At 65.0% G+C, this 23372-nt stretch carries 20 protein-coding genes; 5 read left to right on the top strand and 15 right to left on the bottom strand.

The genetic code is table 11. The features are described 5' to 3' along the window. Positions 1-35 precede the first annotated feature (35 nt). The gene (ku, locus tag HOP53_RS15340; protein ID WP_267955370.1) at positions 36-992 is read left to right on the top strand and encodes a non-homologous end joining protein Ku; all 957 of its coding nucleotides are present in this window, start codon (positions 36-38) and stop codon (positions 990-992) included. 51 nt (positions 993-1043) lie between these two features. On the opposite strand, the gene acs is transcribed toward ku, so the two are convergent. Together acs and HOP53_RS15330 are read right to left on the bottom strand one after the other, a co-directional pair. Then, the gene (acs, locus tag HOP53_RS15335) at positions 1044-2993 is read right to left on the bottom strand and encodes an acetate--CoA ligase (RefSeq protein WP_234270839.1); all 1950 of its coding nucleotides are present in this window, start codon (positions 2991-2993) and stop codon (positions 1044-1046) included. A 151-nt stretch (positions 2994-3144) separates the two neighbouring features. After that, complete coding sequence (locus HOP53_RS15330) at positions 3145-3714, bottom strand: SprT family zinc-dependent metalloprotease (protein ID WP_234270838.1); 570 nt, start codon at positions 3712-3714, stop codon at positions 3145-3147. 81 nt (positions 3715-3795) lie between these two features. On the opposite strand from HOP53_RS15330, the gene HOP53_RS15325 reads away from it, so the two are divergent. Then, positions 3796-4458: a YecA/YgfB family protein gene (locus tag HOP53_RS15325; RefSeq protein ID WP_234270837.1), complete on the top strand. Its 663-nt coding sequence runs from the start codon at positions 3796-3798 to the stop codon at positions 4456-4458. Between the two features lie 27 nt (positions 4459-4485). Here the strand turns inward: HOP53_RS15325 and HOP53_RS15320 are convergent, their stop codons facing one another. After that, on the bottom strand, positions 4486-5607 hold the full coding sequence (locus HOP53_RS15320; protein WP_234270836.1) for a phospholipase D-like domain-containing protein: 1122 nt from the start codon (positions 5605-5607) through the stop codon (positions 4486-4488). Between the two features lie 124 nt (positions 5608-5731). On the opposite strand from HOP53_RS15320, the gene plsB reads away from it, so the two are divergent. Further along, positions 5732-8170 (top strand): glycerol-3-phosphate 1-O-acyltransferase PlsB, encoded by a 2439-nt coding sequence (gene plsB, locus HOP53_RS15315; protein WP_234270835.1) that lies wholly within the window; start codon positions 5732-5734, stop codon positions 8168-8170. A 23-nt stretch (positions 8171-8193) separates the two neighbouring features. Here the strand turns inward: plsB and HOP53_RS15310 are convergent, their stop codons facing one another. The 6 genes from HOP53_RS15310 to ampD all read right to left on the bottom strand — a co-directional run bounded on the left by HOP53_RS15310 (position 8194) and on the right by ampD (position 16260). After that, positions 8194-8889, bottom strand: coding sequence for a class I SAM-dependent methyltransferase (locus HOP53_RS15310; protein ID WP_234270834.1), 696 nt, complete (start codon positions 8887-8889; stop codon positions 8194-8196). Continuing rightward, positions 8886-9590, bottom strand: a complete 705-nt coding sequence (tsaB, locus tag HOP53_RS15305) for a tRNA (adenosine(37)-N6)-threonylcarbamoyltransferase complex dimerization subunit type 1 TsaB (protein ID WP_234271063.1) — start codon at positions 9588-9590, stop codon at positions 8886-8888. The genes HOP53_RS15310 and tsaB overlap by 4 nt, the downstream gene beginning before the upstream one ends. A 124-nt stretch (positions 9591-9714) precedes the next feature. Then, positions 9715-10371 carry an adenylate kinase gene (gene adk, locus HOP53_RS15300; RefSeq protein WP_234270833.1) on the bottom strand — a complete coding sequence of 219 codons (657 nt, stop codon included), beginning with the start codon at positions 10369-10371 and terminating at the stop codon, positions 9715-9717. Between the two features lie 236 nt (positions 10372-10607). Beyond that, entirely contained in the window at positions 10608-12626 is a 2019-nt protein-coding gene (gene aceF, locus HOP53_RS15295; protein ID WP_234270832.1) for a dihydrolipoyllysine-residue acetyltransferase, read from the bottom strand. Positions 12627-12687: 61 nt separating this feature from the next. Continuing rightward, positions 12688-15360 (bottom strand): pyruvate dehydrogenase (acetyl-transferring), homodimeric type, encoded by a 2673-nt coding sequence (aceE, locus tag HOP53_RS15290; RefSeq protein ID WP_234270831.1) that lies wholly within the window; start codon positions 15358-15360, stop codon positions 12688-12690. Positions 15361-15699: 339 nt separating this feature from the next. After that, positions 15700-16260 (bottom strand): 1,6-anhydro-N-acetylmuramyl-L-alanine amidase AmpD, encoded by a 561-nt coding sequence (gene ampD / locus HOP53_RS15285; RefSeq protein ID WP_234270830.1) that lies wholly within the window; start codon positions 16258-16260, stop codon positions 15700-15702. 77 nt (positions 16261-16337) lie between these two features. Here ampD and nadC point away from each other — a divergent pair, with 77 nt between their 5' ends. Continuing rightward, entirely contained in the window at positions 16338-17192 is an 855-nt protein-coding gene (nadC, locus tag HOP53_RS15280; protein WP_234271062.1) for a carboxylating nicotinate-nucleotide diphosphorylase, read from the top strand. A 46-nt stretch (positions 17193-17238) separates the two neighbouring features. Here the strand turns inward: nadC and HOP53_RS15275 are convergent, their stop codons facing one another. After that, complete coding sequence (locus HOP53_RS15275) at positions 17239-17775, bottom strand: GNAT family N-acetyltransferase (protein ID WP_234270829.1); 537 nt, start codon at positions 17773-17775, stop codon at positions 17239-17241. Positions 17776-17860: 85 nt separating this feature from the next. Between HOP53_RS15275 and tsaA the strand changes: the two genes are divergently transcribed. Next, positions 17861-18610: a tRNA (N6-threonylcarbamoyladenosine(37)-N6)-methyltransferase TrmO gene (gene tsaA / locus HOP53_RS15270; protein ID WP_234270828.1), complete on the top strand. Its 750-nt coding sequence runs from the start codon at positions 17861-17863 to the stop codon at positions 18608-18610. A gap of 15 nt (positions 18611-18625) precedes the next feature. On the opposite strand, the gene HOP53_RS15265 is transcribed toward tsaA, so the two are convergent. From HOP53_RS15265 to HOP53_RS15245, 5 genes are all read right to left on the bottom strand, one after another. After that, on the bottom strand, positions 18626-19501 hold the full coding sequence (locus HOP53_RS15265; RefSeq protein ID WP_234270827.1) for a helix-turn-helix transcriptional regulator: 876 nt from the start codon (positions 19499-19501) through the stop codon (positions 18626-18628). A gap of 106 nt (positions 19502-19607) precedes the next feature. After that, a complete protein-coding gene (locus tag HOP53_RS15260) occupies positions 19608-20204 on the bottom strand; it encodes a nucleotidyltransferase family protein (RefSeq protein WP_234270826.1) in 597 nt (198 codons plus the stop codon). Further along, positions 20194-21174, bottom strand: a complete 981-nt coding sequence (locus tag HOP53_RS15255; RefSeq protein WP_234270825.1) for an XdhC family protein — start codon at positions 21172-21174, stop codon at positions 20194-20196. The genes HOP53_RS15260 and HOP53_RS15255 overlap by 11 nt, the downstream gene beginning before the upstream one ends. 39 nt (positions 21175-21213) lie before the next feature. Continuing rightward, complete coding sequence (locus HOP53_RS15250) at positions 21214-22491, bottom strand: benzoate/H(+) symporter BenE family transporter (RefSeq protein ID WP_234270824.1); 1278 nt, start codon at positions 22489-22491, stop codon at positions 21214-21216. 42 nt (positions 22492-22533) lie between these two features. Then, the gene (locus HOP53_RS15245) at positions 22534-23337 is read right to left on the bottom strand and encodes an enoyl-CoA hydratase/isomerase family protein (RefSeq protein ID WP_234270823.1); all 804 of its coding nucleotides are present in this window, start codon (positions 23335-23337) and stop codon (positions 22534-22536) included. Positions 23338-23372 lie beyond the last annotated feature (35 nt).

The raw sequence follows: 23372 nt of genomic DNA, 5'->3' as shown, positions 1-23372 counted from the left end.
GGGTTTAACCGGCCCCGGAAGATGTCACAATCCATTTGGCGCGGCGTCGCGATTTATGCGGCGCGCTACAGCGGCGCTACTTCTGCGAGAAGGAGGAGCGCGTGCTCGACTACGACGAACTGATCCGCGGCTACGAGGTGGAAAAGAACGAGTTCGTGGTGGTGGAAGATCGCGAGCTCGATTCGCTGGCCCCGGAAAAATCCCAGGAGATCGACCTCAAACGCTTCGTCGGCATCAACGAGATCGACCCGATGTTTTTCCAGCGCGCCTACTTCATGACCCCCGACAAGGGCGTGACCAAGGCCTACCGCCTGCTGGCGGAAAGCATGGAGGCCACCGGGCGTGCCGGCATTGCCACCTTCGTCATGCGCGGCAAGGAGTACCTGGTAGCGATCATCGCCGAGAAAGGCATCCTGCGCGCCGAGACACTGCGCTTCGCCGAGGAGATTCGTGCCCCCGAGGATATCGCCCTGCCCGAGACCACCCGGCCCGACAAGCAGCGGGCCAAGGCCATGCAGAAGGCCATCGAGGCCTTGACGGAGAAGGATTTCGAGCGCGAGGAGCTTCAGGACCTGCAGAGCCAGCACATCGTCGCCCGCGCCGAGGAGAAGCTCGCGCGCGGCGAGGATGTGATCGCGCTGGGTGAGGAAGATGCCCCCGACGTCGAGCCGGAGCAGGGCGGCGAAGTGGTCGACCTGATGCAGGTACTCAAGCAAAGCCTGGCCGAAGGGCGCCCGCCCGCGCAGCAGGAGCGCAGCGACGCCGGCAAGCGCAAGCCGGAAAAACGCGCCAAGCCGGCAGCCAGGCGCAGTGAGGCGAAGAAACGACCGACGGGCCAGCGCGGCAATGGCAAGCGCCGCAGCGCCGAGCCGGCCGAGTTGAAAAATCTCTCCCGCGACGAGCTCTATGAACGCGCCCAGCAGCTCGACCTGCCCGGCCGCAGCCGCATGAGCAAGGCCGAGCTGGCCAAGGCCATCGCCGCCGCCGGCTGAAACGAAAAAGCCGGCCCGAAGGCCGGCTAGGTAGTCAGATTCGCGCTGCCATCATTTGTTGGCGCGATTCTCGATCAGATCATCTACCACGCTCGGATCGGCCAGGGTGCTGGTATCGCCCAGACCGTCGGTCTCGTTGGCAGCGATCTTGCGCAGAATGCGGCGCATGATCTTGCCCGAGCGGGTCTTGGGCAGGCCCGGCGCCCACTGGATGACGTCGGGCGAGGCGATCGGCCCGATGTCCTTGCGCACCCACTGGGTCAGCTCTTTCTTGAGCTCATCGGTCGGTTCGACACCATCGCCCAGGGTCACGTAGATGTAGATGCCCTGCCCCTTGATGTCGTGGGGGAAGCCCACCACGGCGGCCTCGGCCACGGCCTCGTGGGCCACCAGCGAGGATTCGATTTCGGCGGTGCCCATGCGGTGGCCGGAAACGTTGAGCACGTCGTCGACGCGGCCGGTGATCCAGTAGTAGCCGTCCTCGTCGCGGCGGCAGCCGTCACCGGTGAAGTAGTAGCCTTTGTAGGTGGAGAAGTAGGTCTGGATGAAGCGCTCGTGGTCGCCCCAGATCGAGCGTGCCTGGCCGGGCCAGGAGTCGCTGATCGCCAGGTTGCCGTCCACGGCGCCCTGGAGTTCGTTGCCCTCACTGTCGAGCAGGGCCGGCTGCACGCCGAAGAACGGCAGCGTGGCGGAACCCGGCTTGAGGTCCACGGCGCCCGGCAGCGGCGCGATCATGATGCCGCCGGTTTCGGTCTGCCACCAAGTGTCGACGATCGGACACTTGGCGTTGCCGATCACGCGGTGGTACCACTCCCATGCCTCGGGGTTGATCGGCTCGCCCACCGAGCCCAGCAGACGCAGGCTGTCGCGCTTGCTGGAGTCCATCACGCCGTCGCCGTGGGCCATCAGCGCGCGAATGGCGGTAGGGGCGGTGTAGAGGATGGCGACATTGTGCTTGTCGACGACCTCACCCATGCGGCCATGGCTGGGATAGCTCGGCACGCCTTCGAACATCAGCGTGGTGGCACCGTTGGCCAGCGGACCGTAGACGATGTAGCTGTGGCCGGTGACCCAACCCACGTCGGCGGTACACCAGTAAACCTCACCGTCCTGGTAGTCGAAGATGTACTGATGGGTCAGGCTGGCATAGACCAGATAGCCGCCGGTGGTGTGCTTGAGCCCCTTGGGCGCACCGGTGGAGCCGGAGGTGTAGAGAATGAACAGAGGATCCTCGGCGTTCATCTCCTCGGCCGGACAGTCGGACGACTGCTTGTCGACCAGGTCGTGGTACCAGACGTCACGACTTTCCTTCCACTCGATATCACCGCCGGTGCGCTTGACCACCAGCACGTTCTCGCACACCTCGGTGCCCTTGCGGGTCAAGGCGGCGTCGACGTTGTCCTTGAGCGGCACGTGCTTGCCGCCGCGTACGGACTCGTCGGCGGTGATCACGAGCCTGGAGTCGGCACCGACGATACGCTGGGCCAGGGCGTCGGGCGAGAAGCCGCCGAACACCACCGAGTGCACCGCACCGATGCGGGCACAGGCCAGCATTGCCACAGCCGCTTCGGGAATCATCGGCATATAGAGGGTGACCACGTCACCCTTGCCGATGCCGAGTTCCTTGAGCGCGTTGGCAAGCTGACAGGTCTTGGCATGCAGCTCACGGTAGCTGACGTGCTTGGAATCCTTGGGATCGTCGCCTTCCCAGATAATAGCGGTCTGGTCGCCACGCTTCTCCAGATGGCGGTCGAGGCAGCTGACGCTGGCGTTCAGGGTACCGTCTTCGAACCAGCGAATATCGACGTTGTGCGGGTCGAAGGACGTATGCTTGATCTTGGTCGGCGCCTTGAACCAGTCGATACGCTTGGCTTGTTCCGCCCAAAAGCCCTCGGGGTCGTCGACGGACTGCTGATACATGGCCTGATACTTCTCGCGATCGATCCAGGCGTTGGCGGCGATGTCGTCGCGTACCGGATAGACTTTCTGCTGATCGGTCATTGGCTAGCCTCTTCCAGGAGATGCACCCTCTCGGTGGATGTTACCGGCTGCCTTGTTATTGAATGCGCCGGCATCAGATTCGCTCAACAGCATATACCCTCGAAGCGGGCCTAACTCTTAGACCTTGGTATCAGGATTTTTTCTTTACGAATCATGCGTTTGTAGTAACTTTTCCATGCTCTACAAAGGGCTGATAGACCAAGGTCTCAGCACAAGAAAGGCAGCAATAACGGCGCCCCTTGCGCGCCAGCGAGTGGCGCCGCGCGGTGAAATAGTGGACCTGACAGCCGCAGCGATAGCGATGAGGCGTAGGACTGGCTCGTCCGGTATCGAAGGTGTGGGTCACCTTAGCCTCGAGGCCGAACAGCCGCTCCATCACGGTACGCCATTCTCGTCCATGGGGCCTCGCCTTGTGGCCGTCGCTCAGGTGACGCACCAGCCAATGGGCCATTTCATGCGGCACCACATCGCGCAGAAAGGCATGACGGTTCTCACGATAGAGCACCGGGTTGAAGCGCAGGCCGCCGCGCCCATAATGCGCCTGCCCGGCACACTTGCCGCGCAGGTCGAACCATACCTTGGGCCGGGGCAGCCCGGGATGATAGTCATGGCACAGCTGACAGGCAGCCTCCACCCGCTCCAGCAGAGCTCGGTGGAGAGCAGCGTCGTCAAGGCTGGACAGCCATTCGGGGCAAGGATCGGGAAGCGCGGGTCGTCTCATGGGTGCTAAAATGACGTTCCGCCACGGCGGTGTCCAGCCCCCTTGGCCGCACCGCCTTCACGATGCCATGCGAGAGGCCCGATGTCCGATACGCCCCTGCCCCAGCCCCTGCTCGAGGACGAAGAGCTCGAACGCCTCGACGAGTTCCTCGATTCCGAGAGCGTCGATCCCGATGCGCTGGATCTGATCTCCGCCCATGGCTTTCTCGTCGCACTTGCCGTGGCGCCTCGCGAGGTGGAATCCGCCACCTGGGTGGCCGAGCTGTTCCACGGCGAACCGGCATTCGCCGATGCTGGGGAGCGCAGCGAGATCCTGGGCCTGCTGGAAAAGCTGCACGGTAATGCCATCGATACCCTGGAACAGGGCGGTCTCCCCGAGCTGCCCTTCGATCTGTCACTGGAGGGCCTGCCGCCCGAAGAGACGCCCGTCGGCGACTGGTGCGCCGGCTTCATGGAGGGCGTGTTCCTCGACGAAGCGGCCTGGTTCGAGCAGGAAGAGGAGACCGTGGCCACCCTGCTGCTGCCGTTCATGGCACTGTCGGGACTGTTCGACGACGAGCCCGACATGGCCGAGATGGCAGCAGACAGCGCGCAACTGGAGGCGCTGGTCGGCCAGCTGCCGGACCTGGTGCTGGACCTCTACCTGCACTACCGCGTGCCACCGGAGACGCCCAAGCCCATGCCGCGCAAGAAGAGGCCCGCCGGCCGCGGCCCCGGCAAGGGCAAGCCCGGCGGCAAGCGCTAGGGTCGCCTGGCCAAATGCAGCAGCCCGTCACCGCAGCCGCGTCAGCCATGCATCGAAGCTGCCGAATAGCCACTCCTTGAAACGCTGCCAGCGCGGACGCTGCAACCACTCCCGGTAGGTGATCTCCCGGCTGGCGGCGAAGTTACGCTCGAACAAGGCCGCCACTTCGCTAGCAAAACGTACGTCATCCACCTCCTGATTGGCCTCCAGGTTCCAGTGCAGACTCCAGTGATCGAAGTTGCACGAGCCAAGGCTCGACCATTGATCGACCAATGAGAACTTGGCATGGATGAAGATGGGCTGGAACTCGAAGATGCGTACCCCGGCGCGCAGCAGCCGCCGATAGAAGCGCTGGCCGGCGTAGCGCACCCAGGGGTGGTCGTGGTCGCGGCCGGGCAGCAGCAGCCGCACGTCGACGCCGCGGCGGGCGGCCCGCGCCAAGCGTATGCGCAGGCTTAAGGTGGGCACGAAATAGGGCGTGCACAGCCAGATGCGACGCTGTGCCGAGGACACCCGGCCATACAGCGAATGACGGATGGCCTGGTAACGATAGCCCTGCCCCCATACCACCCGCCCGCGCATGCCCTGATAATCCTCGCGAGGCGTCAGCTCGATCGTCAGGTGGCGCACCAGGGATGCCTTGCCGGTGCCCCGTGTCAGCGGTGAATCCCAGAGCCGCGAGAACAGCCGCACCCAGTCGGCCACCACAGGACCTTCGATGCGCACCGCCACCTCGTACCAGGCTTCGAGAAACTCGTCGACCGCGCCGAAGCCCCCCGTGAAAGCCACTCTGCCATCGACGACGACGAGCTTGCGGTGGTCTCGCATCAGGTTGCGCGTCAGCGAGCGCATGCCCAGCGGATTGAACAGGCGCAGCGCCACACCGGCCTGCTCCAGGCGCCGCCGGTCCTCTCCCGATAGCCCCATGGCACCGTAGGCATCGAGCATGAGGGCCACCGCCACGCCACGCTGTGCAGCGCGACACAGGGCCTCGATCAGCGCCGTGGCCAGCTGCCCCGACTCCATCAGGTAGAGCTCGATCAGTATCGAGCGGCGCGCTTCCTCGATGGCAGTGAACATTGCCGGCAAGAAGCGTGATGACTCCGCCAGCAGCTCGAACCGATTGCCATCCCGCCATACGCCGTGCATGGCTGCCTCCCTCTCCTTGTCTGGCTCGATTGACGCACGTTTGTCGCGCCAGGGAAAGCGGCACCTGACCGGGGCAGACAAGCATGGCTATACTGGGGCCTTGCTACGCTATCGAGGCAATGGAATGGCCCTGGCCGACTCGCTGCTTACACTGCTCCGCGCCCCGCTCAAGGGCATCATCAAGGCCTGGGTCGACACCCGGCTCATCGAGCCCGACCCGAGCGAGCTGGGACTCGACCCGTCACGGCCCACCCTTTACGTACTGCCTCACCCAGCACTCTCTGATGCCCTGCTGCTGGAGGTGCTGTGCCAGCGCCACGGTCTGCCGTCGCCCAAGGGCAAGGTCCAGTTGCCGGGGCTGGAGCTGCCGGCCAGCATGGCCCTGCCCGTAAGGCCACGTCTGTGGCGGCGCGGCCGCGCCTTCGAGGCCCCTTTCCGTCAGGCGCTGGAATACCTTGCCGAGCATGCCGACACCGAGATTCAGCTGATCCCGGTTAGCGTGTTCTGGGGCCGCGCCCCGGGCAAGCGTTTCGGTTTCTGGCGTCTGCTGGCGGCCGACAGCTGGCAGCTCACCGGTCGGCTGCGCCGGGCGCTGTCGGTCATGGTCAACGGCAAGAGCGTAGAGGTGCACTTCGGCGCACCGCTGAACCTGCGCGATCTGCTCGACGAGCGCGGCCCGGCGGTGGCCAATCGCAAGAGCGCCCGACTGCTGCGCATCCATTTCCGACGCATGCGCACGCGGGTGCTCGGCCCCGACCTGTCGCATCGTCGCACCCTGATCGAGGGCGTGGCTGCCAGTCCTGAGGTGCGCCGAGTGATCGGCGAACTGGCGATGAGCGAGAAGCGCTCGCCCGAACGGCTGGAGCGACGCGCACTGCGCTATGGCCGCGAGATCGCCTCGAACATGACCTACCCGGTGCTGCGCTTCATGGATGGTTTATTGCGGCGCCTGTGGAACCGCCTGTACGACGGCGTCGAGGTCCGCGGCCTCGACCGGGTCAAGGCGCTGGCGGGCGATCATACGCTGGTCTACGTGCCCTGCCACCGCAGCCACATCGACTATCTACTGCTCTCCTACGTGCTCTATCGCGACGGCCTGATGCCACCCCATGTCGCTGCCGGTCGCAACCTCAACATGCTGCTGATCGGCCCGCTGCTGCGCCGTGGCGGCGCCTTTTTCATGCGCCGCAGCTTTCGCGACAAGCCGCTCTACTCGGCGGTCTTCAATGAATACCTGCACCGCCTGCTGGAGCGCGGCCACCCGCTGGAGTATTTCATCGAAGGCGGCCGTTCACGTAGCGGGCGCATGCTCCCGGCACGACCCGGCATGTTGTCGATGACGCTGCGCTCCTACCTCCGCAGCGCAGCAGGAACCACGCCACCTCGACTGGCCTTCATTCCGGTCTACATCGGCTACGAGCGCATCATCGAGAACGCCAGCTACCAGCGCGAGATGCGCGGCGGCAAGAAGCGCAAGGAGAGCCCCTGGGCCCTGCTGCGGGTCATTGGCCAACTGCGCCAGCCGTTCGGCAAGGTCACGGTCAACGTCGGCGAACCGCTGCCGCTCGGCGCCTTCCTCGACGAGGCCGTGCCGGCATGGCGCGACGACCTCGTCGAGGCAAAGCCGCCCTGGCTCAACCAGGCAGTCCCCCGGCTCGGCGACGAGCTGGCCCGGCGCATCAACGCCGCGGCAGCGCTCAATCCAGTCAATCTGGTGGCCCTGGTGCTGCTGGCCACGCCCCACCACGCCATCGAGGCCAGCCTGATGTCGCGTCAGCTCACGCTGCTGGCGGCGCTGCAGCACCACTGCCGGGGTGGGCAGCATGCCAGCCTGCCCCGAGGCGAGCCCGACGAATGGATCGATCAGGTCGTGGCGCTGGGCATGATCGAGCGTCGACCGCATGCGCTGGGCGATATCCTGGTCGCAACCACCGAGCAGGCCAACCTGCTGGTGTGGTATCGCAACAACGTGCTGCACCTCTTCGCCCTGGCCGGCCTGACCGCCTTCGCCTTCCGTCACGCCCCGCGCCACGACCTGGAGAGCCTCGAGGCCCAGCTCGGGCCACCCTGGCCGATCCTCTCGCGCGAGCTGTTCCTCACCCCGGTAGCGCTCAGCGAGGCACTGCCGGTGATGCTGGAGGCGCTGTGCCGGGAAGGCTTGCTGGAGCCAGCCGGCGACGGCTGGCAACGCCCCGCTTCGCTGGAAGCCGGCGAGCAGCTGCGGCTATTGGCGCGACTGATGCAGCCCTCGCTGGAGCGCGGCTACCTGCTGCTGGCCATTCTACTGGCCCAGCCTCCCGGCACCCTGGGCCGAGACGCCCTGGCCGAGCGCAGCCAGCAATTGACCGAGCGCCTGGCGCTGCTGTCGGGTCGCGATGCGCCGGAGTTTTTCGACCGCACCCTGTTCGCCAGCCTGATCGTCAGTCTGGAAGCCGAAGGATGGATCTGGGAGCGAGAGGAGCGGCTGTGGTTCGACGAGCGCCTGCGCAGCGCCGCGCAGCGCAGCGGCGAACTGTACGATCCGGCGCTGCGGCATCGGCTACAGCTGATCAGTCACAACTGATCGGTGCCGAGTCGGCCCTTGAGTCAGCCCTTGAGCGAGCGGTGGACGTAGAGGTCGTAGCGGCTGGTCTTGCCTTCGATGACGTGCTGCGGCGCCGGCCCCGCGATGGGCGGCGCCTTGCGCGGGCGCTTGACCACCACCCGGTGGGTGGCGACGTCCAACGCCGCCTCCAGCAGCCGCGGCGCATCGTCGTCGTCGCCGGCGAGTTCGCGAAACAGCCGCATCTCCTTCTTCACCAGCGCCGACTTCTCGCGGTGCGGAAACATGGGGTCGAGGTGAACCACCTGAGGCGCGACACCGCTGGCGGCTACCAGCGCCGCGAGTTCGCGGGTAGCGTCGCCATGGGCCAGGCGCATACGGGCGACGATCTCGGCCGTATCGGCATCGCTGGCGGCACGCGCCAGGCCGTCCTCCAACAGCGCGTGAATCTGGGCCACACGCTCCACGAGCAGCACCTCGGCGCCGAGGCTGGCCAGCACGAAGGCATCGCGGCCAAGGCCGGCGGTGGCGTCTACCACGCTGGGCGTGACCCCGGCGGCAAGGCCGCAGGCCCGGGCGATCAACTGACCGCGGCCGCCACCGAAGCGACGCCGGTGGGCCGCACGCCCCTCGGCGAAATCGATGCGCAGGGGCTTGCCGTAACGCGCCGGATCGCCGGCCAGCACCAGCGCGCCCGCCTCATGGCGCAGCACGAGCGCCGCGCCATCCACGCCGCTCATCCGCCCTTCTGCCACGCCACCTGATCGCGCAGATAGATCGGCTGCGCCTCGTGGGGGGCGGTACGCTCGCCGGCGGCATATTGGCGCGCCGCCAGCAGCACCATCTCTTCCGCGGCCGGCTCGGCGTCGCTATCGCGCTGGCTCACCGCGGTCTGCACCTCGGCCGGCATCGAGTCCCAAAGCGCCCAGCCGGAGCCGATGCCGAACCAGCCGCCCGGCCCCGCCGCTGCCGGCAGCAGCAGCCGCTGCGGTGAAATCACCGCCTCCTCCAGCAGCGCTTCGACGTTGCCGTCCCGACAGCACCAGGCGGCGACATAGATCTCGCCCATGCGCGCATCCAGCGCAGTGGCGACACACTCGACGCCGTGTCGGCGATGCGCCGCCAGCGCCAGCGCTTCGAGGGTGGAGACGCCCAGCAAGGGGCACGCCAGGCCGTAGGCCAGCCCCTGAGCTGCACCGGCAGCGATACGCAAGCCGGTGAAGGAGCCCGGGCCGCGCCCATAGGCCACGGCGTCCAGCTCGGCAGGCGACACGTCCGCTTCGGCCAGCACCTCGTCGACCATCGGCAGCAGCCGGCGGGTATGCTCGCGGGGGGTCATGGCAAAGCGGGACACCAGCCTCGGCTCGTCGGCGCCACGCTGGATCGACAGGGCAACGGAGCAGGCACTGGAGGAGGCATCGAGGGCCAGCAGAATCGGCATAGGAGACATTTCGCGTCGAAGCATGAAGACGACATTATACGCCGCCGGCGGATGCGGGACGATGGCCCACCACGCGAAAGGCCCGCCAAGGCGGGCCTTTCATACCGATTCATACCGAATCGACTCAGTCGTCCAGCGCCTCGGCCACCTTGCGGGTGATCTCGTCGACGCTGCCCACGCCTTCCACACGGTGGTAGGCCGGAGCCGCCTCGGGCGCTTCCTCGGCCCACTGCTGATAGTAGTCGACCAGCGGGGCGGTCTGCTCGTGGTAGACCGCCAGGCGGTTGCGCACGGTGGATTCGCGGTCGTCGTCGCGCTGGATCAGCGCTTCGCCGGTGACGTCGTCCTTGCCCTCTTCCTTGGGCGGATTGTACTCGACGTGGTAAACCCGGCCCGAGCCCGGGTGCACCCGGCGCCCGGCCAGGCGCTTGACGATCTCCTCGTCTTCCACGGCGATTTCGAGCACATGGTCGATCTTGACCCCGGCTTCCTTCATGGCGTCGGCCTGCGGGATGGTGCGTGGGAAGCCGTCGAACAGGAAACCATTCTCGCAGTCGGGCTGTGCGATACGCTCCTTGACCAGCGAGATGATCAGATCGTCGGACACCAGACCACCGCTGGTCATTATCTCCTTGACCTTGAGACCCAGCTCGCTGCCTTCCTTGACCGCCGCGCGAAGCATGTCGCCGGTGGAAATCTGCGGGATCTTGTAGCGTTCGCAGATGAACTGGGCCTGGGTACCCTTGCCGGCCCCCGGGGCGCCCAACAGGATCAAACGCATCTAGCTGCTCCTTGAGAGAGTGGAAATTCTTGTGAGTAAACGGAATGTCATGAACGATAACCGCGGCGACGACACCACACAACCGCAGGCTGTCGGGCAAGCCCCGCCTGAGCACCAAAGCCGCTGCATTATCAGCCAATTATGGGCGGGTTGCACTTTGGTATTCCCAGCCGAAAGTGGGGCCCAAACACCGACGGCGCCCCGCAGGGCGCCGTCGGTGCCATCTCAGATCACATTCACAGCAGCATACGACGGATATCGCTCAGCGCCGCCGCCAGGAAGGCGGTGAAACGCGCGGCATCGGCACCGTTCACGGCGCGGTGATCGTAGGAAAGCGACAGCGGCATCATCAGACGCGGCTCGAAGTCGGCGCCGTTCCACACCGGCTTCATCTGCGCCTTGGAGACACCGAGAATGGCGACTTCCGGGGCGTTGACGATCGGCGTGAAGGCGGTACCGCCGATGGAGCCCAGGCTGGAGATGGTGAAACAGCCACCGGTCATCTCCTCGCGCTTGAGCTTCTTCGACTGCGCCTTGCCGGCCAGCTCCACGCTCTCCTTGGCCAGATCGATCAGCGACTTCTTGTCGGCGTCGCGGATCACCGGCACCATCAGCCCGTCGGGCGTATCGACCGCGATCCCGATGTGGACGTACTTCTTCCACACGATGGTCTCGCCGTCGCTCTTCAAGCTGACGTTGAACTGCGGGAACTTACGCAGAGCGAAGGCACACGCCTTGATCAGGAACGGCAGTGGCGTGAGCTTGGCACCCTGCGCCTCGGCCTCGGCCTTCATCGCCTTGCGGAAAGCCTCGAGCTCGGTGATGTCGGCCTCGTCGAACTGGGTGACGTGAGGCACGTTGAGCCAGCTGCGATGCAGGTTGGTGGCGCCCATCTTGAGCAGGCGTCCCATCGCCTTCTCTTCCACTTCGCCGAACTGACTGAAGTCCTGGTCCGGTACTGGCGGAATGCCGGCGCCGCCGGTCGCCGCCGGCGCGGCGGCAGGTGCCTTGGCCTGCCCGGCCATGACCTGCTTGACGTAGGCGTGGACGTCCTCCTTCAGTACCCGGTCCTTCGGCCCGCTCGGCTTGACCAGGCCCAGGTCGACGCCGAGTTCACGAGCCAGCATGCGTACGGCGGGGCCGGCATGGACCAGCTTGCCGTCGCGGGGCTTGTGGGCCGCCATCTGCGCTTCCGGGCTCGGCGTACCGGCCGGGGTCGAGGCCGGCTTGTCGGCCTTGGCCGATGACGGTGCCGCGGCCTTCTGCTCGGCTTTCTTGTCAGCTTTCTTGGCGGCAGGCTTGCTGCCGGCCACCTCGATGTAACCGATCAGATCGCCCTCGGAGACCGTATCGCCCTCCTTGACGGTGAGCTCGATCAGCTTGCCCTTGTAGGGGCTCGGCACATCCATGGAGGCCTTGTCGGACTCCAGGGTGATCAGCGGGTCTTCCTCGTTAACCTCGTCGCCGGCGCTCACTGCGATCTCGATGATCGGCACGTCGCTGGAGCCGGAGAGATCGGGAACGCGGATCTCGCGGCGCTCGGGTTCGCCGCTAACGGCCTCTTCCTCGGCCGGCGCTTCGGCCTGCTCGGCAGGCTCCGCGGTGGTCTCGACGGCTTCGGGCTCGGGCTCTTCCTCCCCGCCCTCGCCGGCAATCTCCATGCTACCGATCACGTCACCTTCGGAGACGGTATCGCCCTCCTTGACGTTGAGGCTGACCAGCTTGCCGCCGTAGGGACTCGGCACGTCCATCGAGGCCTTGTCCGACTCGAGGGTGATCAGGGTGTCCTCTTCCGCCACCTCGTCACCTTCGGCGACCGCCACTTCGATGATCTCGACGCTCTCGGCGCCACCCAGGTCGGGCACCTTGATCTCGACGGTGCGCTTGTCGCCGCCGCTGGCCTTCTTCGCCGCCGGCTTCTCCGCCGCGGCTTGCGATGCCTGACCCGATGCCGGCTGGCTCTTGGGCTCAGAGGGCGCGGCCTTTTCTTCACTGCCGGCGTCGCTGCTGCTGCCGCCCTCCACATCGAGCTCGACGATATCGTCGCCCTCCGAGACGGTGTCGCCCTCCTTCACCAGCACGCGGACGACCTTGCCGCCCTTGGGCGAGGGTACGTCCATGCTGGCCTTGTCGGACTCCAGCGTGATCAGAGTGTCCTCGGGCTGGATGACATCCCCTTCGGATACGGCGATTTCGATGATCTCGACGTCTTCGCTGCCGCCGATGTCTGGAACTTTGATGATTTCGCTACTCAAGGTCGCGCTCCTTCCAAATCGTGCCTGGAACAGGCGGGCACCTGCCCGCCTTGCCACCGGATCAGCTCGTCAGCGGATTGGGCTTGTTGGGATCGATGCCGTACTTCTTGATCGCCTCGGCGACGACCTTGCGATCCAGCTCGCCACGATCGGCCAGCGCCTTCAGCGATGCCACGGTGACGAAGTAGCGATCGACCTCGAAGAAATGACGCAGCTTCTCGCGGGTGTCGGAGCGGCCGTAGCCGTCTGTCCCCAGTACATGGTAGTCGGTCGGCACCCAGGCACGTACCTGGTCGGCGAACAGACGCATGTAATCGGTGGAGGCGATGACCGGCCCCTTGCGCCCTTCCAGGCAGCGGGTGACGTGGGGCTTGACCGGCTCGTCGGCGGCGTTGATGAACGCCTCGCGCTCGAGCAGCAGGGCCTCGCGGCGCAGCTCGTTGAAGCTGGTCACGCTCCAGATGTCGGAGCCCACGCCCCACTCCTCGGCCAGCATGCGCGCCGCCTCTTCCACCTCACGCAGGATGGTGCCGGAGCCGAGCAGCTGCACGTGGCCTTTGTCGCCCTTGTGCTCGCGCAGCAGGTACATGCCCTTGATGATGTCGTCGGCGGGCACGTCCTCGAGTTCGGGGTGCTCGTAGTTCTCGTTCATCACTGTCAGGTAGTAGAAGCAGTTCTCCTTGTCGGCGAACATGCGCTTCAGGCCGTCCTGGACGATGACCGCCACCTCATGGGCATAGGTCGGGTCGTAGCTGCGGCAGTTGGGAATGGTGGCCGCCTGCAGATGGCTGTGGCCGTCCTGGTGCTGTAGCCCCTCGCCGTTGAGCGTGGTGCGCCCGGCGGTACCGCCGACCAGGAAGCCGCGCGCCTGCAGGTCGCCGGCCGCCCAGGCCAGATCGCCGATGCGCTGGAAGCCGAACATCGAGTAGTAGATGTAGAACGGCAGCAGCGGCAGGTTGTGGTTGCTGTAGGAGGTCGCCGCGGCGATCCACGCCGACATCGCCCCGGCCTCGGTGATGCCTTCCTCGAGGATCTGACCCTTCTTGTCCTCGCGGTAGAACATGATCTGGCCCTTGTCGACGGGCTCGTACTTCTGACCTTCGGAGGTGTAGATGCCGAGCTGGCGGAACATCCCCTCCATGCCGAAGGTACGCGCCTCGTCGGGCACGATCGGCACCACCTGCTGGCCGATCTTCTTGTCCTTCACCAGGCCGTTGAGAATCCGCACGAAGGCCATGGTAGTGGAGATCTCACGCCCCTTGGAGCCGCCCAGCTGGGTGGCGAAAGTCTTGTCGTCGAGCGACGGGATCGTCAGCGCCTCGAAGTCGTTGCGCCGCTGCGGCAGGTAGCCGCCCAGGCGCTCGCGCTGCAGATGCATGTACTTCAGCTCGGGCGAGTCGTCCGCCGGCTTGTAGTACGGCACCTCCTTGAGCTGCTCGTCGGAGAGCGGAATGCCGAAGCGGTCGCGGAATTTCCGCAGCGCCTCGTATTCCATGGTCTTGACCTGGTGGGCTTCCATGGAGGCTTCGCCCTCGCCGCTGCCCATGCCGTAGCCCTTGACGGTGTGCGCCAGGATCACGGTGGGTCGGCCGTTGGCGTTGTTCACCGCCTCGTGGTAGGCCGCATAGACCTTGAACGGATCGTGACCGCCGCGGTTGAGCTTCCAGATGTCCTCGTCCGAGAGGTCCTTGACCATCTCGGCGGTTTCCGGGTACTTGCCGAAGAAGTGCTCGCGGGTATAGGCGCCGCCGAGTGCCTTGTAGTTCTGGTACTCGCCGTCGACCGCTTCGTCCATGCGCTTCTGCAGGATGCCCTTCTTGTCCTTCTCGAACAGCGGGTCCCACAGCCGGCCCCAGACCACCTTGAGCACGTTCCAGCCGGCCCCGCGAAAGACACCTTCGAGCTCGTCGATGATGCGGCCGTTGCCGCGCACCGGACCGTCCAGTCGCTGCAAGTTGCAGTTGATGACGAAGATCAGGTTGTCGAGCTTCTCGCGGCTGGCCAGGTGGATGGCGCCGAGAGATTCCGGCTCGTCGCACTCACCGTCGCCCATGAAGCACCAGATCTTGCGATCATGCATGTCACGCAGCTCGCGGGAGTCGAGGTACTTCATCACGTGGGCCTGGTAGATCGCCTGGATCGGCCCCAGGCCCATGGAAACGGTGGGGAACTGCCAGAAGTCCGGCATCAGCCACGGGTGCGGGTAGGACGAGAGCCCGTCGCCGTCGACCTCCTGACGATACTTGTCCATCTGCGCCTCGGTGAGGCGCCCCTCCAGGTAGGCGCGGGCATAAACGCCCGGCGCCACGTGGCCTTGGATGTAGACCAGGTCACCCTCGAAGTCGCCGTTGGGCGCACGGAAGAAGTGGTTGAAGCCGACGTCGTAGAGCGTGGCGGCGGACATGAAACTCGCGATGTGGCCGCCCAGGCCCGGGTGGGCACGGTTGTTACGGATGACCTGGGCAATGGCGTTGTAGCGGATCAGTGAGCGAATGCGACGCTCCATGAACAGGTCGCCCGGCATCGGCGCTTCGCGATGCACCGGTATGGTGTTGCGATGCGGCGTCTTAATCGAGAAGGGTGCCTGCATGCCATCACGACGCAGCCTGTCGGCCAGGCGTGTCAGCAGAAACCGAGCGCGTTCCTCGCCCTCACGATCCAGGACCGACTCCAGGGAATCCAGCCATTCCGTGGTTTCGACCGGATCGAAATCTTCTCTTGCCTCCAGACTCATAGACGTCTCTCCGAGTGACAATGTGATGTCAGATAGCCCCAGGCGGAAGAACGCCGGGACGGATTGCACTAGCACTACTGACGATCAGGGGAATGTCAGGCCGCGATGCGGCTGTTGTAGTCATTTTACAGAAGCGCATACAACGAATGGCGTAGAACATACCGTAAAGTGGCCTTCCTGCCAATCGGAACGGAATGGAATTTTTTTCCATAATACGACTATTGCATTGCAACACAAGCTGTTACGTGCCTCGCCGATAGTTTCAGTCGAAAATATCTCGAATGTAATAAAACTACCGTATGATCACTCTGCGTCCGGTTTCGCCCCTCGACGTATCGATCAACCCAACGCTTTGAGACACTGGCGGAAATAGGCCCAATCGAAAGCCGGGCCGGGATCGCTCTTGCGCAGCGGAGCGACTCTTGCATGGCTGGTGATGCGTGCGTAGTTCATGTCAGGGTAGTTTAGCTTGAGAGCCTGCGTGACCGCGGCAAGCGTTCGATACTGGCTGTCACGATAGGCATGAACCTCATCGCCTTCCAGCTCGATGCCCACGGTGAAGTCGTTCAGCGCCCGCCGTATTCGTCCCTCTTCGATCCAGCAGGAACGACCGGCATGCCAGGCACGCCGATCGAAAGGCACGAACTGCACGCACTCGCCGTCGCGCCGAATCAACAGGTGGGCGGAAACCCGCAGCTGCGCGATGCTGGGAAAGAAGGGGTGGGCAGCGGCATCCAGCGTGTTGGTGAACAGCTGCTCGATGTACTCGCCGCCGAATTCACCGGGCGGCAGGCTGATCGAGTGCAGCACCACTGCCGACACCTCGCCTTGCGGTCGCGCGTCCTGATTGGGCGACGCCACGCGCCGGACACTCTCAAGCCAGCCTTTCTCGATTCTCATCTCGCTCCCCTGACGTCGCGGACATGGATTCCCTATAATGACGGTCCCGACGCTCCATGAACATGAAAAGGCCCGCCATGCATTACCAGGACGCCCTAGTCGAAGCGATTCGCGAAGCCGCCGCTCACCTGCTGGCCGAGGACGTGGGCCCCGCCGACATCACCGCGCAGCTGATCCCCGAGTCGCAGTGGGCGAAGGCCCGGGTCATCACCCGCGAGCCGGCCATTCTGTGCGGCGTGGCCTGGGTCGAGGAGATCTATCGCCGCCTCGATCCCACCATTCAGCTACGCTGGAGCGCCGCGGACGGCGACCGCCTCGAAGCCGACCAGTGCTTCCTCGAAATCGAAGGTCCCGCCCGCCGGGTGCTGACCGGAGAACGCGCGGCGCTCAACCTGTTGCAGACGCTCTCCGCTACCGCCACTCGCACCCGTCGCTACGCCGACCTGCTCGAGGGCACCGGCGTGCGCCTGCTCGACACCCGCAAGACCCTGCCCGGTCTGCGCCTGGCACAGAAGTACGCGGTGACCTGCGGCGGCGGGCACAACCACCGTATCGGGCTGTACGACGCCTTCCTGATCAAGGAAAACCATATCGCCGCCTGCGGCAGTATCGCCGCTGCCGTCAAGGAAGCGCGCAGCATCGCCCGCGATCTGCCGGTGGAAGTGGAGGTGGAGAATTTCGATGAGCTCGACCAGGCGCTGGCGGCCGGAGCCGATATCGTCATGCTCGACAATTTCACACTGGACGACATGCGCGAGGCGGTGAAGCGTAACGCCGGCCGGGCGACCCTGGAAGCGTCAGGCAACGTCGATGAGATCACCCTGCGCGAAATCGCCGCTACCGGCGTCGACTGCATCTCCAGCGGTGCCCTGACCAAGGACGTCAAGGCGATCGACCTGTCGATGCGTATTGTCGAACTGCGAGCAGCTTAGGCTTCGCCTGAAAAGTCGGCGAGCGCAGCCAGTTTTCGGGCGGAGCCTAGGTTTCGATGGCGGCGAGAGGCTTCTCCAACCGCCGCCGCTCGAGCCTCACGCCATCCCTCGTCACCCACTCGACGCCGAGGTCCCGCCAGCCGCGCCGCAGCAGGCTCTCGGCCAGCATGCGGCTGGCATCGATGGAGGCACGGCCGTGGCCGTGCTCCAGCAGCATCCGCTCGGCATATAGCAGCAGCGTCGAGCCGATGCCACGCCGCGCCAGTGAAGGCCAGACATACAGGGTATGGATATGGCCGCCGGGCACGTCGAGTTCCAGGAACCCGATGCAGCGCCCATCACAGGTTGCCACCAGGGTGGTGTAAAGCGCCTGACGAGCGGCCCAGACGCTGCCCTCTCGCGGCATCGTCGACGCCCATGCTTCGCGCTCCGCCACGCTGTAGTGTGCGGCCGCTCCCTGCATCACGGCATGATGGAAGACTTCGGCCTGATCGGCACCATCGCGGGCCTTGGCCTGGCGATAGAGGATCCGCGGCGAGCGGGTCGCCATGGATGGCGAATCGTTCGGGGTCATCGTTTCCATCGTCTCTTCATGTCTCGCGTTACTGTCACGGCATGCAGAGTACACAAGCTCGCCGCTGGGGCCAATGGCAGGCATAATCTGCGCCATGACCCGCCCACCCCACTCCATGGAAAGCTACTCGATGCAGCCCATCGGCTACATCGAAAGCGACTTTCCCGACAAGTTCGGCGTACCGCGCCAACCCGGCCTGGCCGCGGCGGCGCGCGCCAGCCTGGTGCTGGTTCCACCCTATGACGACCCGCTTGCCGTACGCGGCCTGGAGGCCTTCAGCCATCTGTGGCTGACCTTCGTCTTTCACCACAGCCCTGCGCGCTGGACGCCCCTGGTGCGCCCGCCGCGGCTCGGCGGCAATGCCAAGGTCGGGGTGTTCGCCAGCCGCAGCACCCATCGCCCCAATCGTCTGGGACAGTCACTGGTGAAACTATGCGGGGTCGACATAGGTGGAAACGACGATCGAGCGGGAGTGCGTCTGGCCCTGACGGGCTGCGATCTGATCAGCGGCACGCCGGTGCTCGACATCAAGCCCTACCTGCCCTGGGCGGAGGCGCTCCCCGATGCCCGCGCCGGCTACGCCCCCGCCCCGCCTCCGCAGCTGGCGGTGCGTTTCAGCGCTGCAGCCGAAGCGACGCTGGCCGCGCGCGAGGATGCCGCCTCGCTGCGCGAACTCATCCGCCAGGTGCTGGCCCAGGACCCTCGCCCTGCCTACCGCAAGGGCGCCGAGGAACGGCTCTACGGCGTGCGGTTGCGCGACGTCGATGTGCGCTTCCAAGTAGAAAGCACAGCATTGACTGGTAGGTCAGGGATTCACGTGATCGAAATCGACATCGGGAATTAGGAATTTGACGGTAATTTAAATGCCGCGACCCTTCATGCTCTTGGAATGGTAATTGTCGATAACCTTTCGGTATTGGCTCGGTGAGGCACCGATATGGTGGCGAAAGAAGCGGGTGAAGTGCCCCTGCTCAGAGAAACCCAAGGATTCCGACAAATTACCCAAGGTGCCATAGCGATTGTCCGACAGGCAGCGGAACGCCATCTGCATTTTGCCGATGTTGGCAAACATCTGTGGTGTCATGCCGGTGTTCTGCTTGAACAGGGTAAAGAAATGGGCACGGGAAAGACCACAATGGCGGGCGATGCCTTCCATGTCCAGCACCCCCTGTGGATGGTCGAGGATGAACTGGCTCGCCTGGCGAATTCGCGCATCGTAGAAGTCGCTGGCAACGCCCACTCGTAGCCTGGCAAGGTGGCGCAGTTCGGAATGTTTCTCGGTGATCCCGATAAGCAAATTAAAAAGCAGCTCTTCCAGTGTATCCTGTGGCACCAGCCCGAAAGTGAACATGGCATCGATCAGCAAGTCGGCATGATGCCGCATATGGGGTGTGAGTTCGATGCAGGGACTGGAGAAGAAGTCGGGCCGGCCGCTGAGTGCCAAGCCACGCTGCAAGGCCGCCAGCCAGCTCGGTTCGATATAGAGAGCCAGTATCAGTGTATCGGCGGCACCGCTCTGGTGATCGTAGAAATGCGGCTCCCAGGCATTGATGAGAACCGCCGTTCTGTCGGTTAGCGGCAACCGGCGATCACACACGGAAAAGTAGGTATCCTCCCCGTAGACCTTGAGCAGCACATGGCATTCGGAATGGGCGTGGGGCACCAGCGACTCATCCATGTCCAGCAGGGCAACGCGACCAAACTCGCCATGCAAGATGCGGTGGGCACTCGACATGACGTCCTCGTCTGTGGAAGGTTAAATGCAGCCTGGTAACTAGTCAGCGTACCATCTCTTTCTCACGGATCTGCCTCAGGCAGACCAAAGTCGCATGGAAAGCCACTCAGCGACCATGACGCCTTGCCCAGTCGAGATCCCATGGCCGGTCCACATCCTGCACGACGCCCGGGTCGTGAACCTCGATCTCGATACAGGCATTCTGATGCCGCCGCACCACGCTACGGGCTCCCTCGTCGTCGGTCAGCTGCTCGAGCGAGCCCCAGAAACCGCGGCCGAAGAGCACCGGGTGTCCACCCTGTCCCCGATAGATGGGCCGCACGATCGCCCGATCACTAGCCCTTGAGCACAAGAGAGCAAAGGTGTCCTCGCTCAACCAGGGCATATCGCCCAGCATCACCGCCACTGCCGCAGCCTGACTCTCGACCCTGAGCATGCGGATGCCGGCGGCGAGGCTGGCCCCCATGCCCTGATCTGCCGTCGCGGCAACGATAGTGCCAATATCCTTGGCAATGCCCAACTGGACGGGATCGTCCTCGATGCCCACCACTACCCAAATCTCGCCGAAATGTGGCCGGAGAGTTGCCAGCGTGGCGGCCAGCAGCGGCCCCCGCTGTGGCAGGTGCGCCAAGCGCTTGTCGTTGCCGAAGCGGCGCGCCCGCCCGGCCGCCAATACCAGGGCAGCGACGGTGTCAGAGGGCATCGCGGGCTTTCCCGTGGTAGACCCGCACGATATCGGCCACCACGGCCAGGGCGATCTCGGCTGGGGTCTTGCTGCCGAGAGCGAGGCCGACCGGCATGTGGATGCGATCGATATCGGTCTGGGACAGCCCCCCGGAACGCAGCAACCGTGTGGCGCGGGCATCCGAGGTCCGGCGCGAGCCCATCACGCCGATATAGAAAGCCTCGGTACGCACTGCCTCGATCATGGCCAGATCATCGATGCGCGGATCGTGGGTCAAGGCCACCACCGCGGTTGCCGCATGGCAGCCCCCGGCGGCGATGAAGGCCGACGGCAACTGCGGCACCACCGTCACCCTGTCGACACTGAACCCTTCGCACATCTCCGGACGAGGGTCACAGACGATCACTTCGTGGCCCAACGCCTGGGCGAAGCGAGCACAGGCCTCTGCCACCGGCGAGAGGCCGGCCAGCAGCAGGCGCAGCACGGGTCCGATACGGATGTCGACGGACGCTGGCCGGCGAACCACGCATGGCCCCTCGGCAACGTCATCCTCGCGAGCCAGAAAGGCGCCAGCCTCGACATCGACATCGACACACCGTACCAGGCGGCGCTGCCCCTGCAGGGCCTGGTACAGCGCCTCGAGATGCACCAGCCAGGCGGCGTCGGGGGCACGGTGCTCGATCAGTACCTCGAGCACGCCGCCACAGGGCAGGGCGAGGCGTCGGCTCTCCTCACGACTTTCACCGTAGCGACGCAGGGTCACCATTCGGTCGAAGTCGCCAACGATGAGTTCCTCGAGAAAGGCTTCTTCGACACAGCCACCGGATAGCGAGCCGACATACTGACCGTCGCGACGCGCCACCAGCATGGCGCCGGGACCACGGGGCGCCGAGCCATAGGTCGACAGCACGGTGCAAAGCCAGATGGGGTGGCCGTCGCGAACCCAAGCCAGTGCCTGGGTGATTACCTGATGATCGAGGTCACGCATCACTCCGTCCTCTCATGGCCACCGATGGTGCAGCCGCGCTCAATCGGCCACTTTGGTCGTCTCGGTGTCGGGATCCAGCGTCTTCTCGCCCAGCAGTAGGGAGACCGCGATACCGCAGACCAGTGCCCAGAACGGAGCGCTGATCCCCAGCAGGCTGATGTTGCTCATCGCCACCACCAGCGCCACGAAGGCACCGATCTGGTGGCCACGATGGCGGGAGAAGGCGTGCTGGAAGGCTGCCAGCAGCACGCCGATCATTGCCAGACCGGCCACGCTGCCGATCAGGGCACTGGGCAATGCCAGGATGAAGGGCACCGCCGCACCGGCAAAGAGCCCGAAGGCACAGAACAGCACGCCATTCACCAGGGTGGCACCATAGCGGGTGCTCTTGTCGTCGCCTGCCTGCTCGGAGGAGCAGATGGCGGTCATCGGCCCGGCGATGTTGGCGTTGTGGCCGCCGAGGAGGCCGGCGAGCATGCCACCGATGCCGCTGATGATGGTCATGGCATTGACCGGGGGGCGGTACTCCTCGGCCAGCAGCACCCCGGTGGCCTGGGCATTCTCGGCCCCGATCACCAGTGCCGCCAGCGGCACGGAGATGGCCAGAAAGGCCCCCAGGGTGAAGCTCGGTGCGGTGAACTCCGGTGCGACGAAGGCGATGTCCACGTCGGCGGGCTGAACGGCCCCCATGGCGAAGGCCACGATGAGCCCCACCACCGCGGCCACCAGTACCGGCGGCACCGTCTTGATGAAGCGTGAGCTGAGGAAGAAGGCCACCACTGCCGTGCCGGCGATCCAGGGTGCGGCCCCCACCGCGTTCACCGCACCGATGCCGAAGCGGATCAAGGCGCCGGCGATCATCGCCATGACGATCGGCATCGGTAGCCAACGCATGATACGCCCCACCACACCACTGACACCCAGCAGGAGAACGATAGCGCCGCTCATGATGAAGGCGCCGACCGCCTCGTTGAAGGGAATGGTCGTCAGGGCGGCGATCATGATTGCCGCCCCCGGGATCGAGTAGGCCCCGGTGATCGGCATACGGTAGCGAGAGGCCATGATCAGACTGATCAGACCGCCCAGAAAATAGATGGCAAACAACCAGGCCACGGTCTGGCCATTGGACAGATTGCCTGCCTCGGCGGCACTGATCACGATCAGCGCCGGCCCCGAGCAACCGAACAGTGCGGCAACGGTGCCTGCACTGATCGACTTGGCCGTGAAGACCCGGGACAGGTCCTTGAGTAGCGGACGCTTGGCGTCCACGACTGCAGCTGGCGTGGGGCTGACCCCGTTATTGTCGTGTGCTTGCATGGTATCTCTCCGGGGGTTGTTGTTATGTCATTGGGGTACGGATCATTCACCGGTGAAGACGGCTCGGCGTTTGCCATGGAAGGCCTCGACACCCTCGCGGAAGTCGCTGGAGGTTCGCAGCCGGCTGTAGCAGTGGCCTTCCATTTCGATGGCCACCGACAGCGGAGCATCCTCGTTGTCGTTGATCAGACGCTTGGCGGTGCGCTGAGCGAGCGGTGAAAAGCCGCGCAGTTCGTCCACCAAGGCCTGGGTAGCGCTCTCCAGCTGGTCATCGGGCACACACTCGGTGGCGATACCCCACGCCAGCGCCTGGGCACCGCCGATGCGCTTGGCACGCATCACCATGTGCTTGGTCCGGGCGATGCCGATGATCTTCTGCAGGCGGGCAGAGCCTCCGGATCCCGGGATCTGCCCCAATTTCTGCTCCGGCAGAGCATAGAGAGTCGTCTCGGAGGCGATGCGGAAATCGCAGGCCAATGACAGCTCGAAGCCGACGCCGAAGGTATAGCCACGGTTGACGGCGATCACCGGCTTCGAGCAGCGCGCCGGGGCGGCCACGTTGTCGGCGAGCTTCGAGACATGTTCGGGTGATGCCTCAAGGAACCCCTTGATGTCGCCACCACTGGAGAAGTGTTCGCCATCGGCACGCAGCACGATGACGCGCACGCCGTCATGGGCGTCCAGCGCCTCGAACACGCGACGCAGCTCGTCGCGTTGGGGCATCGAGATCACGTTGAGCGGCGGACGGTCGAGGATGATGTCGGCACGCTCGGCCTCGGCATCGACCTGGACCCTGAAACCGTCGAAGTCGCTGGCCAGAATGGTGTTCACGTCGGTACTGGTCATGTCATGGTTCCTTTATCGGTTCGGTTGTTCGGTTG

Source organism: Billgrantia ethanolica (assembly GCF_021404305.1).
Taxonomy (GTDB): domain Bacteria; phylum Pseudomonadota; class Gammaproteobacteria; order Pseudomonadales; family Halomonadaceae; genus Halomonas; species Halomonas ethanolica.
This window is presented reverse-complemented; position numbering and strand designations above follow the sequence as displayed.

What these genes read in the sequence shown, in the direction of transcription:
- acs (WP_234270839.1), bottom strand. Translation starts at nt 2,993, where the DNA reads ATGACCGATCAGCAGAAAGTCTATCCGGTACGCGACGACATCGCCGCC.
- HOP53_RS15330 (WP_234270838.1), bottom strand. Translation starts at nt 3,714, where the DNA reads ATGAGACGACCCGCGCTTCCCGATCCTTGCCCCGAATGGCTGTCCAGC.
- HOP53_RS15325 (WP_234270837.1), top strand. Translation starts at nt 3,796, where the DNA reads ATGTCCGATACGCCCCTGCCCCAGCCCCTGCTCGAGGACGAAGAGCTC.
- HOP53_RS15320 (WP_234270836.1), bottom strand. Translation starts at nt 5,607, where the DNA reads ATGCACGGCGTATGGCGGGATGGCAATCGGTTCGAGCTGCTGGCGGAG.
- plsB (WP_234270835.1), top strand. Translation starts at nt 5,732, where the DNA reads ATGGCCCTGGCCGACTCGCTGCTTACACTGCTCCGCGCCCCGCTCAAG.
- HOP53_RS15310 (WP_234270834.1), bottom strand. Translation starts at nt 8,889, where the DNA reads ATGAGCGGCGTGGATGGCGCGGCGCTCGTGCTGCGCCATGAGGCGGGC.
- tsaB (WP_234271063.1), bottom strand. Translation starts at nt 9,590, where the DNA reads ATGCCGATTCTGCTGGCCCTCGATGCCTCCTCCAGTGCCTGCTCCGTT.
- adk (WP_234270833.1), bottom strand. Translation starts at nt 10,371, where the DNA reads ATGCGTTTGATCCTGTTGGGCGCCCCGGGGGCCGGCAAGGGTACCCAG.
- aceE (WP_234270831.1), bottom strand. Translation starts at nt 15,360, where the DNA reads ATGAGTCTGGAGGCAAGAGAAGATTTCGATCCGGTCGAAACCACGGAA.
- ampD (WP_234270830.1), bottom strand. Translation starts at nt 16,260, where the DNA reads ATGAGAATCGAGAAAGGCTGGCTTGAGAGTGTCCGGCGCGTGGCGTCG.
- nadC (WP_234271062.1), top strand. Translation starts at nt 16,338, where the DNA reads ATGCATTACCAGGACGCCCTAGTCGAAGCGATTCGCGAAGCCGCCGCT.
- HOP53_RS15275 (WP_234270829.1), bottom strand. Translation starts at nt 17,775, where the DNA reads ATGGAAACGATGACCCCGAACGATTCGCCATCCATGGCGACCCGCTCG.
- tsaA (WP_234270828.1), top strand. Translation starts at nt 17,861, where the DNA reads ATGACCCGCCCACCCCACTCCATGGAAAGCTACTCGATGCAGCCCATC.
- HOP53_RS15265 (WP_234270827.1), bottom strand. Translation starts at nt 19,501, where the DNA reads ATGTCGAGTGCCCACCGCATCTTGCATGGCGAGTTTGGTCGCGTTGCC.
- HOP53_RS15260 (WP_234270826.1), bottom strand. Translation starts at nt 20,204, where the DNA reads ATGCCCTCTGACACCGTCGCTGCCCTGGTATTGGCGGCCGGGCGGGCG.
- HOP53_RS15255 (WP_234270825.1), bottom strand. Translation starts at nt 21,174, where the DNA reads ATGCGTGACCTCGATCATCAGGTAATCACCCAGGCACTGGCTTGGGTT.
- HOP53_RS15250 (WP_234270824.1), bottom strand. Translation starts at nt 22,491, where the DNA reads ATGCAAGCACACGACAATAACGGGGTCAGCCCCACGCCAGCTGCAGTC.
- HOP53_RS15245 (WP_234270823.1), bottom strand. Translation starts at nt 23,337, where the DNA reads ATGACCAGTACCGACGTGAACACCATTCTGGCCAGCGACTTCGACGGT.